Annotated in this window: 16 protein-coding genes; 9 read left to right on the top strand and 7 right to left on the bottom strand. The window is 69.3% G+C overall.

The window, feature by feature from the left end:
• Positions 1–516: 516 nt before the first annotated feature.
• From AB0N81_RS17295 to AB0N81_RS17270, 6 genes are all read right to left on the bottom strand, one after another.
• Positions 517–1,053, bottom strand: coding sequence for a GNAT family N-acetyltransferase (locus AB0N81_RS17295; protein ID WP_365358961.1), 537 nt, complete (start codon positions 1,051–1,053; stop codon positions 517–519).
• A 166-nt stretch (positions 1,054–1,219) separates the two neighbouring features.
• Positions 1,220–2,254, bottom strand: a complete 1,035-nt coding sequence (locus AB0N81_RS17290) for a dipeptide ABC transporter ATP-binding protein (RefSeq protein ID WP_365358959.1) — start codon at positions 2,252–2,254, stop codon at positions 1,220–1,222.
• 26 nt (positions 2,255–2,280) lie between these two features.
• Positions 2,281–3,324, bottom strand: coding sequence for an ABC transporter ATP-binding protein (locus AB0N81_RS17285; protein ID WP_365358957.1), 1,044 nt, complete (start codon positions 3,322–3,324; stop codon positions 2,281–2,283).
• A 20-nt stretch (positions 3,325–3,344) separates the two neighbouring features.
• Entirely contained in the window at positions 3,345–4,325 is a 981-nt protein-coding gene (locus tag AB0N81_RS17280) for an ABC transporter permease (RefSeq protein ID WP_365358955.1), read from the bottom strand.
• Positions 4,326–4,416: 91 nt separating this feature from the next.
• Positions 4,417–6,201, bottom strand: coding sequence for an ABC transporter substrate-binding protein (locus AB0N81_RS17275; protein WP_365358953.1), 1,785 nt, complete (start codon positions 6,199–6,201; stop codon positions 4,417–4,419).
• Positions 6,202–6,297: 96 nt separating this feature from the next.
• Positions 6,298–7,323 carry an ABC transporter permease gene (locus tag AB0N81_RS17270; RefSeq protein WP_365358951.1) on the bottom strand — a complete coding sequence of 342 codons (1,026 nt, stop codon included), beginning with the start codon at positions 7,321–7,323 and terminating at the stop codon, positions 6,298–6,300.
• A 385-nt stretch (positions 7,324–7,708) separates the two neighbouring features.
• On the opposite strand from AB0N81_RS17270, the gene AB0N81_RS17265 reads away from it, so the two are divergent.
• Genes AB0N81_RS17265 through AB0N81_RS17245 form a run of 5 tightly spaced genes read left to right on the top strand, consistent with a single transcriptional unit; the run spans position 7,709 to position 13,360 of the window.
• On the top strand, positions 7,709–9,343 hold the full coding sequence (locus AB0N81_RS17265) for an ABC transporter substrate-binding protein (RefSeq protein WP_365358949.1): 1,635 nt from the start codon (positions 7,709–7,711) through the stop codon (positions 9,341–9,343).
• Positions 9,344–9,359: 16 nt separating this feature from the next.
• On the top strand, positions 9,360–10,283 hold the full coding sequence (locus AB0N81_RS17260) for an ABC transporter permease (RefSeq protein WP_365358947.1): 924 nt from the start codon (positions 9,360–9,362) through the stop codon (positions 10,281–10,283).
• Positions 10,276–11,253, top strand: a complete 978-nt coding sequence (locus tag AB0N81_RS17255; RefSeq protein ID WP_365358945.1) for an ABC transporter permease — start codon at positions 10,276–10,278, stop codon at positions 11,251–11,253. The genes AB0N81_RS17260 and AB0N81_RS17255 overlap by 8 nt, the downstream gene beginning before the upstream one ends.
• 6 nt (positions 11,254–11,259) lie before the next feature.
• A complete protein-coding gene (locus tag AB0N81_RS17250; RefSeq protein ID WP_365358943.1) occupies positions 11,260–12,306 on the top strand; it encodes an ABC transporter ATP-binding protein in 1,047 nt (348 codons plus the stop codon).
• Complete coding sequence (locus tag AB0N81_RS17245; RefSeq protein ID WP_365358941.1) at positions 12,293–13,360, top strand: dipeptide ABC transporter ATP-binding protein; 1,068 nt, start codon at positions 12,293–12,295, stop codon at positions 13,358–13,360. The genes AB0N81_RS17250 and AB0N81_RS17245 overlap by 14 nt, the downstream gene beginning before the upstream one ends.
• Before the next feature lie 49 nt (positions 13,361–13,409).
• Here the strand turns inward: AB0N81_RS17245 and AB0N81_RS17240 are convergent, their stop codons facing one another.
• Entirely contained in the window at positions 13,410–15,578 is a 2,169-nt protein-coding gene (locus AB0N81_RS17240; protein ID WP_365358939.1) for a prolyl oligopeptidase family serine peptidase, read from the bottom strand.
• 147 nt (positions 15,579–15,725) lie between these two features.
• On the opposite strand from AB0N81_RS17240, the gene AB0N81_RS17235 reads away from it, so the two are divergent.
• From AB0N81_RS17235 to AB0N81_RS17220, 4 genes are all read left to right on the top strand, one after another.
• On the top strand, positions 15,726–15,920 hold the full coding sequence (locus tag AB0N81_RS17235; protein WP_362996229.1) for a hypothetical protein: 195 nt from the start codon (positions 15,726–15,728) through the stop codon (positions 15,918–15,920).
• Positions 15,921–15,942: 22 nt separating this feature from the next.
• The gene (gene mshB / locus AB0N81_RS17230) at positions 15,943–16,866 is read left to right on the top strand and encodes an N-acetyl-1-D-myo-inositol-2-amino-2-deoxy-alpha-D-glucopyranoside deacetylase (RefSeq protein WP_365358937.1); all 924 of its coding nucleotides are present in this window, start codon (positions 15,943–15,945) and stop codon (positions 16,864–16,866) included.
• Between the two features lie 158 nt (positions 16,867–17,024).
• Positions 17,025–17,393: a DUF6113 family protein gene (locus tag AB0N81_RS17225; RefSeq protein ID WP_365358996.1), complete on the top strand. Its 369-nt coding sequence runs from the start codon at positions 17,025–17,027 to the stop codon at positions 17,391–17,393.
• Positions 17,394–17,558: 165 nt separating this feature from the next.
• Positions 17,559–19,712 carry a hypothetical protein gene (locus tag AB0N81_RS17220; protein WP_365358935.1) on the top strand — a complete coding sequence of 718 codons (2,154 nt, stop codon included), beginning with the start codon at positions 17,559–17,561 and terminating at the stop codon, positions 19,710–19,712.
• Positions 19,713–19,736 lie beyond the last annotated feature (24 nt).

Below are 19,736 nucleotides of genomic sequence, written 5' to 3'. Positions count from 1 at the left end.
CACCCGGCAGCGAGAGCCGATGACCCGAGCGGCGGGGCCGGGCCAGCCACCACGGTGACGTCCACGCACGTTGGACCGGTCCGCACCCGGCAGCGCAAGCCGATGACCCGAGCGGCGGGGCCGGGCCAGCCGCGACGGTGACGTCCACGCACGTTGGACCGGTCCGCACCCGGCGGCGAGAGCTGATGACCCGAGCGGCGGGGCCGGGCCAGCCACCACGGTGACGTCCACGCACGTTGGACCGGTCCGCACCCGGCAGCGAGAGGGGACGCCCCATCCCCGCGATTCCCGTCGCCTCACCCCTGGCCGTCCGGGTCAAGAAAAAGCCTGCGGTGGAGGGGCGGGAGTCAAGGGTGGAGCGGAGCGGAATCGGCGGAGCCGACGCGACCGTAGGGAGCGCCCTTTACTGCCGGCCCGGAGGCGCCACAATCCGCTTAAAACCGGGCGGCCCCGGTGACCACCAAAGACGCAGGCCCACCGAAGTTCCCGCCGCTCCGTCAAGACGGAGCCGGTCGGTCACATGGGAAGGGACCGCACCCGCACCGGCCCCCCGGGCCACCGCGCATCCTCCCGCAGCGGTGTCACCATCGTCCGCAGGGGCATCGTCACCACGCGGTCGCCGGGTTGCTCGACACGTACTTCGGAGTCGAGCGCGTGCCAGCCCAGCCTCTCGTACAGCGTGACGAGTGGCGGGCGGCAGAAGAGCAGGGCGTGGTCGGGGCCCAGGGTGCGGGCGTGGGACAGGGCCGTCGTGAGGACCTCGCGGGCCAGGCCCCGGCCGCGTACGTCGGGAGCGACCGCCACGCCGCCGACCCCGATCACCTCCAGGTCGGTCCCGTCGACCGACAGGGGCAGGCGGCGCAAGCCCGCGTGGGCCACCAGCCGGCCCTCATGACGTATGCCGAAGTGTTCTTCCTTGGACAGCCAGGCCAGACCGGTCTCCGCGACGCCGAACGGGTCCTCGCCGTCGCCCAGGATCTCTGCCACGTCGGCGTGTGTGTACTGGGTGAGCCGGACCGCGGCCGGGCGGTCGGAAGTGGGGTGTGCGCTCATCCCTGCATGATGACCCAGCAGGATCCCGCAGCGCACGGCAGGCCCGGAACCGGCCGCGCCCCGCTCGGGTCAAGGGGGAGGACGGGCCGGTTCCGGGCTGCGGGGCCCGGCACGGAGGGGTGGCCGGGCCCGGTACGGAGGCAGGGGGGCGCGGGCGCAGCGGGTGTCAGAGCGACTTGCGCGCTGACGGAACCGCCAGTTCCGCCGGGTCCTCCGGGTAGTGGCATGCCGTCAGGTGGCCCTCGCGGTTGCCGTCGATCTGGACCAGCGGCGGGTCCTCCGACGCACACTTGTCCGTCGCCTTCCAGCAGCGCGTGCGGAAGCGGCAGCCCGAGGGCGGGTTGACGGGGGAGGGGACGTCGCCCGTCAGGAGGATGCGCTCGCGGCGCGGTACGTCGTCCGCCGTCGCCTCGGGCACCGCCGACAGCAGCGCCTTCGTGTAGGGGTGGCGAGGGTTCCCGTACAGGCTCTCCCGGTCGGCGATCTCCACGATCCGGCCCAGGTACATGACCGCGACGCGTTGCGAGAAGTGGCGTACCACCGCCAGGTCGTGGGCGATGAAGAGGAACGCGATGCCCAGATCCTTCTGGAGCTTCTGCAGCAGGTTCACCACCTGCGCCTGGATCGAGACGTCGAGCGCGGAGACCGGTTCGTCCGCCACGATCAGTTTGGGTTCGAGCGCCAGCGCCCGTGCCACACCGATACGTTGGCGCTGGCCGCCGGAGAATTCGTGCGGGAAGCGGTTGTAGTGCTCCGGGTTGAGGCCGACCGTCTCCAGGAGCTCGCGGACGCGGGCCTCGCGGCCGCCCGCCGGGTTGATGTCGTTGACCTCCATCGGACCCGAGATGATCTTGCCGACCGTCTGGCGCGGGTTCAGCGAAGCGTACGGGTCCTGGAAGATCATCTGGATCTCCGAGCGGACCGGCGCCAGCTGCTTGCGCGAGGCGTGCGTGATGTCCTGGCCGCGGTAGGAGATCTTCCCGCCGGTCGGCTCCAGGAGGCGCGTGATCAGTCGGCCCGTCGTCGACTTGCCGCAGCCGGACTCGCCGACCAGGCCCAGGCTCTCGCCCTCGGCGACGGTGAAGTTCAGCCCGTCGACCGCCTGCACGGCACCGATCTTCCGCTTGAACGGGAACCCGCCCAGGATGGGGAAGTGCTTGGTCAGACCGCTGACATCCAGGAGAGGAGTGCTGTCGCTCATAGTGGTCAAGTCCAGTCTCTTGTACGTCAGTCGGTGCGCGCGCCGCGCCCCGCGGCACCCGCGTAGTCCGCGAAGAATTCCGCCCGCTGCTCCGCGGTGAGGTGGCAGGCCGCGCCCCGTCCCCCGGTCAGTTCGAGGAGCGGCTGCTCGCCCGAGCAGCGTCCGCCCCCGACCTGCTCGGTGAACGCGCACCGCGGGTGGAACCGGCACCCGGAGGGCGGGTTGAGGAGGCTCGGCGGCGTGCCCGGGATGGGGGAGAGAGGTACGTCCACCGGGCCTTCCAGCGACGGCATCGAGCCGAGGAGGCCCCACGTGTAGGGGTGCTGCGGCGCGCGCAGCACCTCCTTCTTCGTGCCGCGCTCCACGCACCGCCCGCCGTACATCACCAGGACGTCGTCCGCGATGTCGGCGATCACGCCGAGGTCGTGCGTGATGAAGATGATCGCCGTGCCGAACTCCTGCTGGAGGTCCTTCAGGAGGTCCATGATCTGGGCCTGGACCGTCACGTCCAGCGCCGTGGTCGGCTCGTCGGCGATCAGCAGCGCCGGGTTGCAGACCAGCGACATCGCGATCATCGCGCGCTGGCGCATACCGCCGGAGAACTGGTGCGGGTAGTCGTCCACGCGCAGATCGGGCTGCGGGATGCCGACCTTCGTCAGCATCTCGATCGACCGGTCCCTGGCCTCCTTCTTGGAGGCGCCGGTGTGCTTGCGGAACGTCTCGCCGATCTGCCGGCCGATGGTGTGGTACGGCGACAGGGACGCGAGCGCGTCCTGGAAGATCATCGCCATCTTGTTGCCGCGCAGCCGCTCCAGCTCCCGCTCGGTGGCGCTGAGCAACTCCTGGCCGTCCAGCAGGATCTCGCCGTCGATGGCGGTGCTGTCCTTGTGGTGCAGACCCAGGATGGCGAGGTTGGTGACGGACTTGCCGGAGCCGGACTCGCCGACGATGCCGAGGGTCTTGCCCTTCTCCACTTCGAAGTCGAGGCCGTCCACGGCCTTGACCATGCCGTCCTCGGTGGAGAAGTGGACGCGCAGGTCGCGTACGGACAGGAAGGGGGTGGTGCTCATCAGATCTGTCTCCCTGAGCCCTAGGCGAGGCGTACGCGCGGGTCGATGAGGGCGTAGACCGCGTCGACGATGATGTTGAAGACGACGATCGCCGTGGCGGCCACCAGGACGACGCCCAGCAGCATGGGCAGGTCGCTGGTGTAGACCGCACGCACCGACAGGTCGCCGATGCCGTGCAGGGCGAAGGTCTTCTCGGTGATGATCGCGCCGCCGAGCAGTACGCCCAGGTCGAGGCCGAAGATGGTGATGATCGGCCCCATCGCCCCTCGCCAGGCGAACCGGAAGAAGACCGACCGGGTGGAGAGCCCCTTGGCGCGCGCCGTGCGGACGTAGTCCTCGCTGAGGGTCTCGACCATCTGGGAGCGGGTCATGCGGGTGTAGTTCGCCGTGAAGATCAGCGAGAGCACCAGCCAGGGGATCAGCAGTCCGGAGAACCATTCGCCGGGGCTCTCGGTGATCGGGGTGTACTGCGGCCGGTCCATCCACTGCAGCTGGTACACGAAGAGGTAGACGGCGAAGACGCCGACGACGTAGATCTGCAGCGAGGACGCGATCAGCGAGGCGGACGACGCGATCTTGTCGATGAGCTTGCCCTGCTTGGAGGCGGCCAGCATGCCGGTGCCCACACCGAAGACGACGAAGACGGCGGAGGCGCCGAGCGAGAGCGACACGGTGGTCGGGAAGCGGTCCAGGATGGTGCCGAGGACCGGCTCGCGGTTGCGGAACGAGTAACCGAGGCAGGGCGCGGGGCAGTTGCCGAAGCTGGCGTAGTCGCGGCCCACGAACAGGCCCTGGAACCAGTGCCAGTACTGCACCGGCAGCGAATCGGCGATCCCCAGGTTGTGCCGCACCAGGTCCAGGGTCTCGGGCGAGCAGACCTTGCCGCAGGCCAGCCGGGCCGGGTCGCGCGGGGCGGCGTAGAAGAGAACGAAGACGAGAACGCTGATGATCAGCAGGATCACCGCGCCACCGACGATGCGGCGAAGGAGGAAGCGGAGCATGGCAGTTGGTTTTCCTGACGGATGCCGTGGGTGAGGAGGAGGTGGGGCGGTCCTCGGCGAGGAGGGGCCGCCCCACCACTGGGGCCGGTCGTCAGGCCTTGACGTACGTCTTGTAGATCAGCGTCGCGGCGAACTGCGGGTCGTGCTGCGCGCCACCGACCTTGGAGCCGTGCAGGTAGAAGCGGCGCTGGTAGGTCTCCGGGATGATCGGCACGACCTCTTCCATGATCCGCTTGTCGAGCTCGGCCCAGGCCTTGCCCGCTTCCTTCTGGTCCGAGATGACCGCGTTCTTCTTGATCGCCTCGTTGATCCAGTCGATGTCGGTCTGCGAGATGTTGTTCTGGCCGTCGCCGATGGCGTCACCGTCGAAGAGCGGCTGGATCAGGGTGTAGGCGGTCGGCCAGTCCGGGGACCAGCCGAACCACATGACGTCGAACTTGTTGTCGATGCGCTGGGCCTGGTCGTAGTAGTCCGTCGAGTTGAGCGGCTTGATGACCGGGTCGAAGCCGGCGGCCTTCAGCGCGTTCTCGATGACGACCTTGGTCTTGTCGTACGTGGGGCGCTGCGGGAAGGCGTAGACGATCTTCTGTCCGAGCTTGCCGGCCTTCTTCAGAATGGCCTTGGCGGCCGCCGGGTCACCGGCGGGCTTCTTCAGCTTGCCGAAGACGTCGAACTTCTCGCGGCCGATGATGTCGGGGCTGAGGATGGTCGTCGCCAGCTCGCCCGCCGACTCGCCGCCGTAGATCCGGCGGATCTGCTCCAGCGGCCACGCGATGTTGAGGGCCTTGCGCACCTCGACGTCGGTGATGCGCTTGGTGTTGATCGCGTAGTAGTACGTGCCGGAGGAGAGTCCGTTGAAGGACCGCTTCTTGACCGCCGGGTTGGAGAGCACCTTCTGCATGCGCTCGGCGGGGATCGGCTCGTAGATGGCGATCATCTGCTGGTCCTTGCCCTGGTCCGCGATGAAGCGGTCGCAGGAGTCAAGGCCCGTCGGCCCGAACTCGAACTCGAAGCTGTCCGGGTACGCGGTGCGGATCGGGTCGGTCTTCGGGTCCCAGTGCTTGTTGCGCGTCAGCGTCATCGACTTGTCGATGGAGCGGTGCTTGACGATGTACGGGCCGCAGGAGAACGGCGTCTTGTCGTACTTCTCCTTGGTGTCGTGCTTCACCGGGGTGGCGGCGTACGAGTGCATCGCCAGCGTGAAGTTGAAGTCCGGGCGGGCTTCCTTCAGCTTGAAGGTGATGGTCTTCTTCGCCTTGTCGATGACGATCGAGTCCAGGTGGTCACCGCCGTACGGGCCCTTGTAGCCCTCGCGCCACTTGGCGCCCTTGCCGGTCAGCGCCGTCTGGACGTACGAGGCGCCCTCGGTGATGAACGAGGCCCAGGAGCGCTCGAAGCCGTGGCGGACGTCCTCGACGGTGAGCTCGCTGCCGTCCTGCCACTTCAGACCGTCCTTCAGCGTGAAGGTCCAGGTCTTGTTTCCGTTGGACGCCTTGCCCACGTCGGTGGCGAGGTCGCCGACCAGGGTCATCTTGCCCTTGTCGTCGATGTAGTAGCCGGTGAGGGTGCGGGCGTACAGGTTGGCGACGGAGGAGTTGTACGCGAAGTAGATGCGCTGCGGGTCCATGTGCGACACGTCGTCCTCAGCGACACCGTAGATCGTGCCGCCCTTCTTCGCTCCCGGGACCTTGGGGGCGGGGCCCTTCGAGTCCTCCGCGGTGCCGATCTTGACGGTGGCGCCCGTGTACTCGGTGGCGCCGCCGTGGTTGCCGCCCCCGCCGTCGCCGGAGCCGCCGCTGCTGCACGCGGACAGGACCATCGATCCACCGGCCGCGACCGAGGTCGCGACGACGAAGTTTCTGCGGGAGAGAGACATGTGGCTACCAACCCTGATTGTCGAAGAAAGCTGAATGAAGAGGAGCGGAGGAACGGCCCGGCACTGCCCCGTCGCGTGTGCCGGACCTGGGGAGTGTCAGCGTTTGGTCTTCGGGTCCAGCGCGTCGCGCACCGAGTCACCGAGGAGGTTGAAGGCGACGACGAAGATCACCATCGCGATGCCGGGGAAGGCCATGTACGTGATGTCCTGCTCGTACACCTCGGAGGCGCGCTGGATCATCACGCCCCAGTCGGGGGTGGGCTCCTGAAGTCCCACGCCCAGGAAGGCGAGTCCGGCCTCGGCGGTGACGAACATGGGCAGGGCGAGCGTGGCCTGGATGAGGATCGGCGTCCACAGGTTGGGCAGCAGTTCCTTGAAGATGATCCTGGCCGGTGAGGCGCCCGTGACCTTCGCCGCCTCCACGAACTCCCGCTCGCGCAGTGCCAGTACCTCGCCGCGGAGCAGGCGGGCGATGGATGCCCAGCCGAAGGCCGTCATCACCGCGATGAGGCTGGTGACCGTCAGCCAGGTCGGCGTCTTGTCCTCGGGAGCGACCACCACCGAGATCATCACGGGCCAGAAGGCGATGAAGAAGAGCGTCGAGGGGAAGGCGAGCAGGATGTCGATGACCCGGCCGATGAAGTAGTCGGTCTTGCCGCCGAGGTAGCCGGCCGTGATGCCGACGGCGATGCCGATGAGCGTCACGAGGATCGTGGTCGCCGCGGCGATGAGCAGCGAGTTGCGCATGCCGTACAGCAGGAAGGTCAGGACGTCCCGGCCGAGCTGGGGCTCGATGCCGAACCAGAACTCGCTGTCGATGCCACCGTTCGGCTTGATCGGATAGCTGAACTCGTTGAACAGGCTCGGGTCGTTGACGCCGTACGTCGTGTACGGGTCCTTGCCGTACACCTTCGAGATCAACGGCGCACACAGCGCGACGACGAAGAAGAACAGCACGACACACGCGGCGACGACGCCGGACTTGTCCCGCTTGAACCGGGTCCAGGCGAGCCGACCCGGCGAACGGCCCTTGCTGCCCTGGTCCTTGGGCGAAGAAGGCGTGCCGTCTGTTTTGTCCGTCACTTCAAGCGTGGCGGCAGCGGCGGGAGTTGGCGAGGTCATGGCGCTCCAGGCCCGGAGGGGTCATCAGGAATCCGCAGGACAACCAGCACCCACGGGCTAGGCGCGACTTTCGCAAGGCGTTTCCCACGCGGTCAATGAATCGTCAGGCGCTTTGGGTCGCTCTTGGGTTTCTTGAACAAGTCTTTGCGTGAACATGGGCATGCCATTACGTGGGCGTAATCATGCGTGATGGACAAGGGTGGGCACGCCGGGGCAACCAGGGCAATGAGTCCGATATGCGGGCGCCGACGTCTCGGAATGCGTACATCCGGATGGGCTCGCACTCGTACGGGCGGGGTAAATGTGCGGTTCGTTCAGCTTGCGGCGATATTTGGCGGTACGTGAGCCACTCAGTCGGAACGTACAGCCGGAACAGGAGGACTCCATGCGTGGAGCCACGCACGCCAAATGGGCCGCATGCGCGGTGGCGGTCGCTCTCGCGGCGACGGCCTGCGGGGGCGGGGGAAGCAGCGGCGGCGGCGGTGGCGACGGCTCCGGCATCGTGAGCTCCTCCTGGGGCGACCCGCAGAACCCGCTCGAACCGGCGAACACCAACGAGGTCCAGGGCGGCAAGATCCTGGACATGGTCTTCCGCGGCCTCAAGCGGTACGACCCGAAGACCGGCGAGGCCAAGGACATGGTCGCCGAGTCGATCGAGACCAAGGACGCGCAGAACTTCACGGTCAAGATCAAGGACAACTGGAAGTTCAGCAACGGCGAGAAGATCACCGCCAAGTCCTTCGTGGACGCCTGGAACTACGGCGCGAACCTCAAGAACAACCAGAAGAACGCCTACTTCTTCGGTTACATCGAGGGGTACGACAAGGTCCACCCCGAGAAGGGCGACCCGAGCGCCGAGACCCTCTCCGGACTGAAGGTCGTCGACGAGCGGACCTTCACGGTAAAGCTCAGCCAGAAGTTCTCCACCTGGCCCGACACCCTCGGCTACCCGGCCTTCGCACCCCTGCCCAAGGCGTTCTACGACAACCACGACGCGTGGCTGTCCAAGCCCGTCGGCAACGGCCCGTACACCGTGGACTCGTACACCAAGGGCTCGAAGATGTCCCTGCGCAAGTGGGACGGCTACCCCGGCGAGGACAAGGCGCGCAACGGCGGGGTGGACATGAAGGTCTACACCGACAACAGCATCGCCTACACCGACCTGATGGCCGGCAATCTCGACCTCGTCGACGACGTCCCCGCCTCGCAGCTCAGGAACGCCAAGAACGACCTCGGCGACCGCTACATCAACACCCCCGCCGGCATCATCCAGACCCTCGCCTTCCCCTTCTACGACAGCAAGTGGAAGAAGGAGGGCACGGAGAAGGTCCGCCAGGGCCTGTCCATGGCCATCAACCGCGAGCAGATCACCGACACCATCTTCCAGAAGACGCGGACGCCCGCCTCCGACTGGACCTCGCCGGTCCTCGGTGAGAAGGGCGGCTTCAAGAAGGGGCTGTGCGGCGACGCCTGCACGTACGACGCGGCGAAGGCCAAGAAGCTGGTCGAGGAGGGCGGCGGCATCCCCGGCGGCACCCTCAAGGTCACGTACAACGCGGACACCGGCTCCCACAAGGAGTGGGTCGACGCCGTCTGCAACTCCATCAACAGGGCCCTCGGCAACGACAAGGCCTGCGTCGCCAGCCCCGTCGGCACCTTCGCCGACTTCCGCAGCAAGGCCTCCAAGCAGGAGCTCGACGGCGCCTGGCGCGCGGGCTGGCAGATGGACTACCCGCTGATCCAGAACTTCCTGGAGCCGGTCTACTTCACGGACGCCCCGTCCAACGACGGCAAGTTCTCCGACAAGGAGTTCGACAAGCTCGTCAACGAGGCCAACGGCGAGACGGACACGAACAAGGCCACGGCCAAGTTCCAGGACGCCGAGAAGATCCTCGCCCGCGACATGCCCGCCATCCCGCTCTGGTACCAGAACGGCAGCGCCGGCTACTCCGACAACGTCTCCGACGTCTCCCTCAACCAGTTCAGCGTGCCGGTCTACAACGAGATCAAGGTCAACTGAGACGCCGGGAGCCCTCATGGGACGTTATGTGATCCGGCGTCTGCTGCAGATGATCCCGGTCTTCATCGGCGCCACTCTGCTGATCTTCCTGATGGTGAACGTGATGGGCGACCCCGTCGCGGGCCTGTGCGGCGACCGCAAGTGCGACCCCGCCACGGCCGACCGGCTGAAGAAGGAGTTCGGCCTCGATAAGCCGGTGTGGCAGCAGTACCTGACGTACATGGGCAACCTCTTCACCGGCGACTTCGGCACCGCCTTCAACGGCCAGAAGGTCACCGAGCTGATGTCGGCCGCCTTCCCCGTCACCATCCGGCTGACCGTCGTCGCCATCGTCTTCGAGATCGTCATCGGCATCTCGCTGGGCGTCCTGACGGGCCTGCGGCGCGGGCGCCCCATCGACACCGTGGTGCTGCTGCTCACGCTCGTCGTGATCTCCATCCCCACCTTCGTCACAGGACTCGTCCTGCAACTCCTGCTCGGCGTCCAGTGGGGCGTCGTCAAACCCTCCGTGTCGAGCGAGGCCCCCTTCAACGAACTGCTGATCCCGGGACTCGTGCTCGCCTCGGTCTCCCTGGCGTACGTGACCCGCCTGACCCGCACCTCCATCGCGGAGAACCGGCGCGCCGACTACGTGCGCACCGCCGTCGCCAAGGGCCTGCCCCGGCGCCGCGTCATCACCCGGCACCTGCTGCGCAACTCACTTATCCCGGTGGTCACCTTCATCGGCACCGACGTGGGCGCCCTGATGGGCGGCGCGATCGTCACCGAGCGGATCTTCAACATCCACGGCGTCGGCTTCCAGCTCTACCAGGGAATCCTCCGCCAGAGCACGCAGACCGTCGTCGGGTTCGTGACCGTGCTGGTGCTGGTCTTTCTGGCGGCGAACCTGATCGTCGACCTCCTGTACGCCGTACTCGACCCGAGGATCCGCTATGCCTGAACCACAGGAGCCGGAGCGGGCCATGGCCGCCACCGGCATGGGCGGCGCGATGGACCTCGCCACGAGCGAGGCGACGTCACTGGAGAGGACACCGGGCGGCCCCGACGGCAGCGGCCCCTCCACCCCGGCCCGCAGCCTGTGGTCCGACGCCTGGCGGGACCTGCGGCGCAACCCCGTCTTCATCGTCTCGGGCCTGATCATCCTCTTCCTCGTCGTCATCTCCCTCTGGCCCTCGCTCATCGCCTCCCGCAACCCGCTCGACTGCGACCTCGGCAACGCGCAGAAGGGCTCGGCACCCGGCCACCCCTTCGGCTTCAACGAACAGGGCTGCGACGTCTACACCCGGGTCGTGTACGGCGCCCGGGTCTCGGTCACCGTCGGCGTCTGCGCCACCCTCGGCGTCGCGGTCATCGGCAGCGTGCTCGGCGGGCTCGCCGGGTTCTTCGGCGGGGCGTTGGACGCGGTCCTCTCCCGCATCACCGACATCTTCTTCGCCATCCCCGTCGTCCTCGGCGGCCTGGTGCTCCTGTCGGTGGTCACCAGCTCCACGGTCTGGCCGGTCGTCGGCTTCATGGTGCTGCTCGGCTGGCCGCAGATCTCCCGCATCGCGCGCGGCTCCGTCATCACCGCCAAGCAGAACGACTACGTCCAGGCGGCACGGGCCCTCGGCGCCTCCAACTCACGGATGCTCCTGCGCCACATCACCCCGAACGCCGTCGCCCCGGTCATCGTCGTCGCGACCATCGCCCTCGGCACGTACATCGCCCTGGAGGCCACGCTCTCCTACCTCGGCGTCGGCCTGAAGCCGCCGACCGTCAGCTGGGGCATCGACATCTCGGCCGCCTCCCAGTACATCCGCAACGCCCCGCACATGCTGCTCTGGCCTGCCGGGGCCCTCGCGATCACCGTGCTCGCGTTCATCATGCTCGGCGACGCGGTGCGCGACGCCCTCGACCCGAAGCTGAGGTAGGCGCCCATGGCAACCGTGGCATCCGAGGCACCCGCCCCCGAGGGACCCCACTCCGCCAAGCTGCTCGAGGTGCGCGACCTGCACGTGGAGTTCCGCACCAGGGACGGGGTGGCCAAGGCCGTCAACGGCGTCGACTACAGCGTCGCCGCGGGCGAGACCCTCGCCGTCCTCGGCGAGTCGGGCTCCGGCAAGTCCGTGACCGCGCAGGCCGTCATGGGCATCCTCGACACCCCGCCCGGGAAGATCACGAGGGGAGAGGTCCTCTTCCGCGGCCAGGACCTCCTCAAGCTGAAGAAGGAGGAGCGGCGCAAGGTCCGCGGCGCCGGCATGGCGATGATCTTCCAGGACGCGCTGTCCTCCCTGAACCCGGTGCTCAGCGTCGGCGACCAACTCGGCGAGATGTACGTCGTGCACAAGGGCATGTCGAGGAAGGACGCGAAGGCCAAGGCCGTCGAGCTCATGGACCGCGTGCGCATCCCGGCGGCCAGGGAACGCGTCGGCCAGTACCCGCACCAGTTCAGCGGCGGCATGCGCCAGCGCATCATGATCGCCATGGCGATGGCGCTCGAACCCTCGTTGATCATCGCCGACGAGCCCACCACCGCCCTCGACGTGACGGTCCAGGCGCAGGTCATGGACCTGCTCGCGGAGCTCCAGCGCGAGATGAACATGGGCCTGATCCTCATCACCCACGACCTCGGCGTCGTCGCGGACGTCGCGGACAACATCGCCGTCATGTACGCGGGCCGCATCGTCGAGCGGGCCCCCGTCCACGAGATCTACAAGGCGCCCGCTCACCCCTACACCCTCGGCCTGCTCGAATCCATCCCGCGCCTGGACCAGAAGGGCCAGGAGCTCTACGCGATCAAGGGCCTGCCGCCGAACCTCATGAACATCCCGCCCGGCTGCGCCTTCCATCCCCGCTGCCCCATGGCCCAGGACATCTGCGTGACCGACGATCCGCCGCTCGCGAAGGTCACGTACGAGGGACTGACCGCCGAGCGCAGGAGCGCCTGCCACTTCTGGAAGGAGACGCTCGATGCGTCACGGTGACGGCGGCGCGCACGTGAGCGGCCCGGGTCCGGCGGGTGAACCGGTCCTTCAGGTCCGCGGCCTCGTCAAGCACTATCCGCTGACCCAGGGCATCGTCATCCGCAAGCAGGTCGGCGCGGTCAAGGCCGTGGACGGTGTCGACTTCGACCTGGCGCGGGGCGAGACGCTCGGCATCGTGGGGGAGTCCGGCTGCGGCAAGTCGACGGTCGCGAAGATGCTGGTCAACCTGGAACGGCCGACCGCGGGCGAGATCCGCTACAAGGGCGAGGACATCACCAAGCTGTCGGGGCGCGCGCTGAAGGCGGTGCGCCGCAACATCCAGATGGTGTTCCAGGACCCGTACACCTCGCTGAACCCACGGATGACGGTCGGCGACATCATCGGCGAACCGTACGACATCCATCCCGAGGTCGCGCCGAAGGGCTCGCGGCGGCAGAAGGTGCGGGAGCTGCTCGACGTGGTCGGGCTCAACCCCGAGTACATCAACCGCTATCCGCACCAGTTCTCCGGCGGCCAGCGCCAGCGCATCGGCATCGCCCGCGGCCTGGCCCTGCGGCCCGAGATCATCGTCGCCGACGAACCGGTCTCCGCGCTCGACGTCTCCGTCCAGGCGCAGGTCATCAACCTCCTGGACAAGCTGCAGAACGAGTTCGACCTGAGTTACGTCTTCATCGCCCACGACCTCTCGATCGTGCGGCACATCTCCGACCGGGTCGGTGTGATGTACCTCGGCCGGATCATCGAGATCGGCTCCGACGAGGAGATCTACGAACACCCCACGCACCCCTACACCCAGGCGCTGCTCTCCGCCGTGCCGGTCCCCGACCCCGAGGCGCGTGAGCACCGGGAGCGGATCATCCTCTCCGGAGACGTGCCCTCGCCCGCCAACCCGCCCTCGGGCTGCCGGTTCCGCACCCGCTGCTGGAAGGCCCGGGAGCGGTGCGCGCTGGAGGTCCCTGCGCTCGCGGTGCCCGCGGAGTTCCGGTACGAGGACGGGCCCGCGGCGCACGACTCGGCCTGCCATTTCGCCGAGGAGAAGCAGGTCGTGCCGTAGCCCGCGGGCCTGCCGTAGCCCGCGGGCTCGCGGCCGGTCACATCCCGGGTCACATCCCCAAGGAGCGCTTCAAGAAGTCGACCTGGAGCAGCAGCAGGTTCTCCGCGACCTGCTCCTGCGGGGTCATGTGCGTGACGCCGGACAGGGGCAGGACCTCGTGCGGGCGGCCCGCGGCGAGCAGCGCCGAGGAGAGCCGCAGGGAGTGCGCCACCACCACGTTGTCGTCGGCCAGGCCGTGCACGATCAGCATCGGGCGGTGCGGCTCGACCGCGTCGACCAGGCCGTCGTCCCAGATCAGGGAGTTGTGCCGGTACGTTTCCGGGGTGCGGGCCGGGTCGCCCAGGTACCGCTCCTCGTAGTGCGTGTCGTAGAGCCGCAGGTCCGTCACCGGGGCGCCGACCACCGCGGCGTGGAACACGTCGGGGCGGCGCAGCGCGGACATGCCGGCCAGATAGCCGCCGAAGGACCAGCCGCGGATCGCCACCCGGTCCAGGTCGAAGGGGAACCGGTCGGCGAGGGAGTGGAGCGCGTCGACCTGGTCCTCGAGCGTCAGGGTCTTGTCGTTCTTGATCGACTTTTCCCAGGCGGGGGAGCGGCCGGGGGTGCCGCGGCCGTCCGCGACGAGGACCGCGAAGCCCTGATCGGCGAACCACTGCGAGGTCAGGAAGATGTTGTGCGCACGCTGGACGCGCTGACCGTGCGGGCCGCCGTACGGATCGAGCAGCACCGGAAGGGGCCCGTCCGTCTCCTTGTAATCCGTGGGGAGCAGGACGGCGCACGGAATCTTCCGCGTGCCCCCTTCGGTGAGCGTCACGCGCGGAGTGAGCCCCGGGCGCTGGGCGTGTGAGGCGACGGTCGCCACCTGCTTGCCCTCGCGCAGCACCTGGACCTGAGCGCCGGGACGGTCGAGAGTGGCGGACACCAGTACGGTGAGGCCGCCCGCGCGGACCGCGGAGTGCACACCGGGCTCCCGCGACACACGCTCCACACCCAGTTCGTTCACTCTGTACACATGGATCTCACCGGTCTCCGGGTCGGCGGCGGCCGCACCGGCCGACGCCGAGATCAGAATGTCCTCCTCGGTGACGTCCAGCACCGCGCGTACGTGCAACTGAGCACCTGTCAGCGGCCGTTCGCCCCACGCCAGAACGCGCGCGCCGCCCTCGTCCACGATCCGCACCAGCTTGCCGCTGGGCGACCAGCACGGCACACCAGGGAAAAGTTCCAGCCATTCTGCGTCCTCCTCGGCATGCACCATCCGAGTCGAACCGCTGTCCGGGTCCACCGCCAGATACAGCTGGCCGCACTGGTCCCGCGACTGCACGAGCAGCAGCGGCGCACCGTCCGCCGACCAGTGCACCCGCGCGAGATAGGGGAAGCGGACGCGGTCCCAGATCACCTCGGTGCGCGACCCGTCCAGGCCCAGGACGAACAGCCGCACATCCGCGTTGGGCGTGCCCGCGGCCGGGTACGCGACCTGCTGCGGCTCGCGGTCCGGGTTCGCCGGGTCGGCGATCCACCAGCGCTGCACAGGGGCGTCGTCCACCCGCGCGACGAGCAGCCGATCGGACTCCGGCGACCACCAGAAGCCCCGTGAACGGCCCATCTCCTCGGCCGCGATGAACTCCGCGAGCCCGTACGCGACGGTCTCCTCCTGGCCCTCCTCGGGCCCCGCGAGGGCCCGGTCGCCCGCACCGTCGGCGCCGGTCACGCGCAGGGCGCCCCGTGCGACGTACGCGATGTGCCGCCCGTCCGGCGAGGGGCGCGGGTCGATCACGGGGCCCGGCGTGGGCAGTTCACGTGCCGTGCCCGCACGCAGCTCGGCCGTGAAGAGCCGGCCCGACAGCGCGAACGCGGCCAGTTCGACCGCCGCGTCCGTCGCGTACCCCACGATGCCCGCGCCCCCCTCACGGCTGCGCTCGCGCCGTGCGCGCTCCTCGGCGGACAACCGCTCGTCCGCCCCGCCGAGCAGCAGCTGGGGATCGGCCGCCACGCGCTCGCCGCCGCCGTCCGACACGTCAAGGACCCAGAGCCGGTTCGCCCGGTCGGTGCCTTCCGACGAGCGCAGGAAGACAAGGCGCGAACCGTCCGGCGCCACCGTGAACGCACGGGGCGCACCGAGGGTGAAGCGTTGCGTGCGGGCGTGCTGACGCGGGAAGGAGAGCCGCTGCGCCGGGCTCTCGTCGGGCCTGGGATTTCCGGGGTTCTCGGTGGTCATCCCCCGAGCCTATGGCGCATGCGCCCCCTTGTGCTGCTGTGCTCCGAGTCATGCGTCCGCACGGATAGTTATGATCCGTAGCGCTTGGTGGGTATGTACCTGCTGGCGTCCGCACTGGGTTACGGCAACGACTTGGAGGTGACCGCCGTGGCACTCTCGATTTCGGCGGTGGTGCTGCTGGCGATCATCGTCTTCCTGCTGGTCAAGAAGTCAGGTCTGAAGGCGGGGCACGCGGTCGTCTGTACGCTGCTCGGCTTCTACCTGGCGAGCTCGTCGATGGCACCGACCATCAACGAGCTGACGACGAACGTGGCAGGGATGATCGGCGACATCAAGTTCTGACCGGTGCTCGTAGGGTGGTCCCATGACGGAACTGCCCGCCCGGCGCCTGCTGCTCGTGCACGCGCACCCCGACGACGAGTCGATCACCACCGGCGCGACCATGGCCAAGTACGTGGCCGAGGGCGCGCATGTCACCTTGGTGACCTGCACGCTGGGCGAGGAGGGCGAGGTCATCCCGGCCGAACTCGCCCATCTCGCCGCCGACCGCGAGGACTGCCTGGGCGCCCAGCGCATCGGGGAGCTGGCCGCCGCCATGAAGGAAGTGGGCGTCACCGATCACCGCTTCCTCGGCGGCCCCGGGCGCTACCGCGACTCCGGAATGATGGGTGCCGAGCAGAACACCCGCCCCGGCTCCTTCTGGTCGGCGGACCTCGACGAGGCCGCCGCCCATCTGGTCGAGGTGATCCGCGAGGTGCGCCCGCAGGTCCTCGTGACGTACGACCCCGACGGGGGGTACGGCCACCCGGACCACATCCAGGCGCACCGCGTCGCCATGCGCGCCGCCGACCTCGCGTCCGAGCCCGCCTTCCGCGCCGACCTCGGCGAACCCCACACCATCGGCAAGATCTACTGGAACCGTCTCCCGCGGACCGTGGCGGAGGAACGGTTCCTGCGGATGACGCAGGAGCTGCCGCACTCGGCGTTCGACACGCCCGCCGTCGTCGCCGACGTGCCCGGCGTCACGGACGACGAGCGGATCACCACGGAGATCGACGGCACCGCCCACCGGACCGCCAAGACGGCCGCGATGCGGGCCCACGCCACCCAGGTCACCGTGGACGAACCCCTCTTCGGCCTCTCCAACCTGCTCGCGCAGCCCATTTTCGATGTGGAGTACTACGAGCTGGTGCGGGGAGAAACGTCGGCAGAGGGAACGTCCCGCGAGACGGATCTCTTCGCGGGACTCGAAAGGGTGACGGATGTGGCTGAGGTGACCGCACTGTGAGTACGCGATCCCGTGCGTCGTCGGGGGCGGGTTCAGGGGCGGGGGCCGGTACGGCACACGGGCCGGGCTCTGGCTCTGGTTCTGGCTCTCGTTCTGGTTCGACGTCATCCGGCGGGGGCGGGGGCGCGGCGTCCGCGGGGAGCTTCCTCGCCCAGCCCCTGCGGGTGGGCCGGCTCGCCGCCTACGCCGGGCTCTTCGTGCTCGGCGCCGTCGTCGGAGCGGCCGGCTCGCTCGTCCAAGGCGGCTTCTTCCCCGCCGGGTTGCTGCTCGCGCTCGTCGGCGCCGCCGGCGCCTTCTACGGCGGGTCGCGGGCGATCGGCGGCAAGGCGGGGGCCGTCGCGCCCGCCGCCGGCTGGCTGGTCGTGGTGATGCTGCTCACCGCCACCAGACCCGAGGGCGACTTCCTCTTCGGCGCGGGTCTCGGCTCGTACGGCTTCCTGCTCGGCGGAATGGCCGTCGCTGTGATGTGCGCCACGCTCGGGCAGGGGGCGCAACCGAGCGCGTCCGCCGCCCGACTTGGCAAGTGACGTACCACTTCGGCCCGTGGCCCGCAGGGGTTTGACGCCGGTCACGGGAGGAGTGCCGACGGCGGCCAGTATGGTGGTGCGGCCGCCGAGCCTCCCCCAACCTCCGGCCGGGGGGACCCCGGACGAGGTCGAGACGGGCGGCGGAGTCAACCAGGAGAACCTGCCTTGAGTCGTGAAACTGACAGTTCGTCCTCCGGGCCCCAGGGGCGCGGTGGAGCCGCATACCCCTCGGGGACGCCGCCGTACGGCTCCCCGGCCCAGGGCGCTGCCGCCGACGGCGGAGCGGACGGAGCGCGGCGGCAGGCCGCCGACGAGCGGCCCGACGAACCAGAGACCCAGACCACGCTGACCACCCGCATCCGGATCAACATCCCCGGCTCGCGGCCCATCCCGCCGGTCGTCATGCGTACGCCCGTCGGTGACGAGGGCCCACGCGGGGAATCGTCGCCCCTGGACGACGAAGGACGCCGTGACGGTGCCGCGCCGGGGGCCGGAGACACGGCTGCCTCGGGTTCCGGTTCCGGTTCCGGTTCGGTCCCGCGTGACGGGGGCGCGGGGGCGGGGGCGGGCGCGGCTGCGTCGCCGCCGAACGCGTCGCCCTCATCGGCTCCCTCGTCCTCCTCGGCCGACGAGAAGACGAGCGATTGGTTCGCGCCGCGCAAGCCCTCCCGGGGGGATGGCAGTTCGGCCGGTTCGGCCGGTTCGGCCGGTTCGGCCGGTTCTGGTGGTTCGACCGGTTCCGGTGGTTCCGGTGGTTCCGGGGCGAATGGTTCCGGCACAGGGTCCTACGACGTGTCCGGCGCCGTGGCGTCGGGCCCCCTCGGCACGGGCGCACCGCAGGGCGGCGACCCGCACCGCGGCGACCTGCCGTACTTCTCCGGCGGCGCGGGCGGCGCGAGCGGCTCCGGGGACTCCAGGCCCGCGGGGCCGACCGGCGGCCCCGTCACGGGCGACAGCCCGCTGGCGCCTCCGGGACGCCCCGGCGACCCGGGCCCGCGGCCGCCCCGTTCCGGTGCCATGAGCGACGACACCGCGATCCTCACGCCGCAGAAGGCCGGTCCGCTCTCGCCGCCGCCCGGTGGCCCGCGTCCGCCCGTCGGTGGCGGCCAGGTTCCCGGCGGACCCGGGGGACCCGGTGCGCCCGGCGCTCCGGGCGGCCCCGCGGGCCCCGGCGCTCCCACGCCCGGCGGCAACGTCTCCGGTGAGACCCTCACCAGCGGCATCCCCGTCGTGCCGCCCGCGCACGACAACTCCCCGTTCGCGCCCGGACCGCAGGGCGAAGGACCGGTGCCGCACACCCCGCCGAAGCTGCCCGAGCCGGTGCGTTCGGACGTTCCGCCCGCCGCCCCCGCGGCCAAGAAGGCGAAGAAGAAGGGCCGCAACAAGCTGGTCCTCCTCGCGGTCGCCGTCGTCGTCGTGGGCTGCGGGGCGTACGGCGCGGGCCTGTTGATGAACCACGCCGACGTCCCGAAGGGCACCACCGTGCTCGGCGTCGACATCGGCGGCGGCACCCGCGACGAGGCCGTCAAGAAGCTCGACGCGGCCCTCGACGAGCGCGTCACCAAGCCTCTGAAGCTGTCCGTGGACGGCGACACGGTCACGCTCAAGCCGGACCAGGCGGGCCTGACCCTGGACAGCCAGGCCACCGTCCGCGAGGCCGCGGGCAGCGACTACAACCCCGTCTCGGTGATCGGCTCGCTCTTCGGCGGCCAGCGCGTCGTCGAGCCCGTCATGCCCGTCGACGAGGAGAAGCTCGCGGCCGCCCTGGAGCGCTCCGCGGGCGGCTCCGGCACGGCACAGGAGGGCACGGTCAAGTTCGTGCCCGGCAAGGCCCAGCCCGTCTACGGCAAGGTCGGCAAGGGCATCGACGCCGAGGCGTCGACGAAGGCGGTCGCCGAGGCGTACGAGAAGCAGGTCGAGACGGGCAGCGCGGGCACGGTCCAGGTGCCGGTCACCACGCGCAAGCCGACCGTCTCCAAGACCGAGGTCGACAAGTTCATGACCCGGTTCGCCGAGCCGGCCATGTCCGCCAACGTCACCATCAAGGCGGGCGCCAAGTCGATCCCCTTCGGCCCCGAGAAGTCGCTGCCGAAGATCCTCGAGACGAAGACGCTCACGGGCGGCACCCTTGAGGTGCGCTACAACCTCGAAGAGCTCAAGAAGCTGTACGGCAACGTCTTCGACGGCGTCCTGATCCAGCGTGGCGACGGCTCCAAGACGCCGGTCCAGCCGACCGACGTGGCCCAGGCCATGGGCAAGGCGCTGATCGGCAAGACGCCCGCGGAGCGGATCGGCGTCATCGAGACGAACGCGAGCTGATCCTTCCCGGCTGACGGCTGACGG

Origin of the sequence: Streptomyces sp. NPDC093510 (genome assembly GCF_040683555.1) — a bacterium.
GTDB lineage: Bacteria > Actinomycetota > Actinomycetes > Streptomycetales > Streptomycetaceae > Streptomyces.
This window is presented reverse-complemented; position numbering and strand designations above follow the sequence as displayed.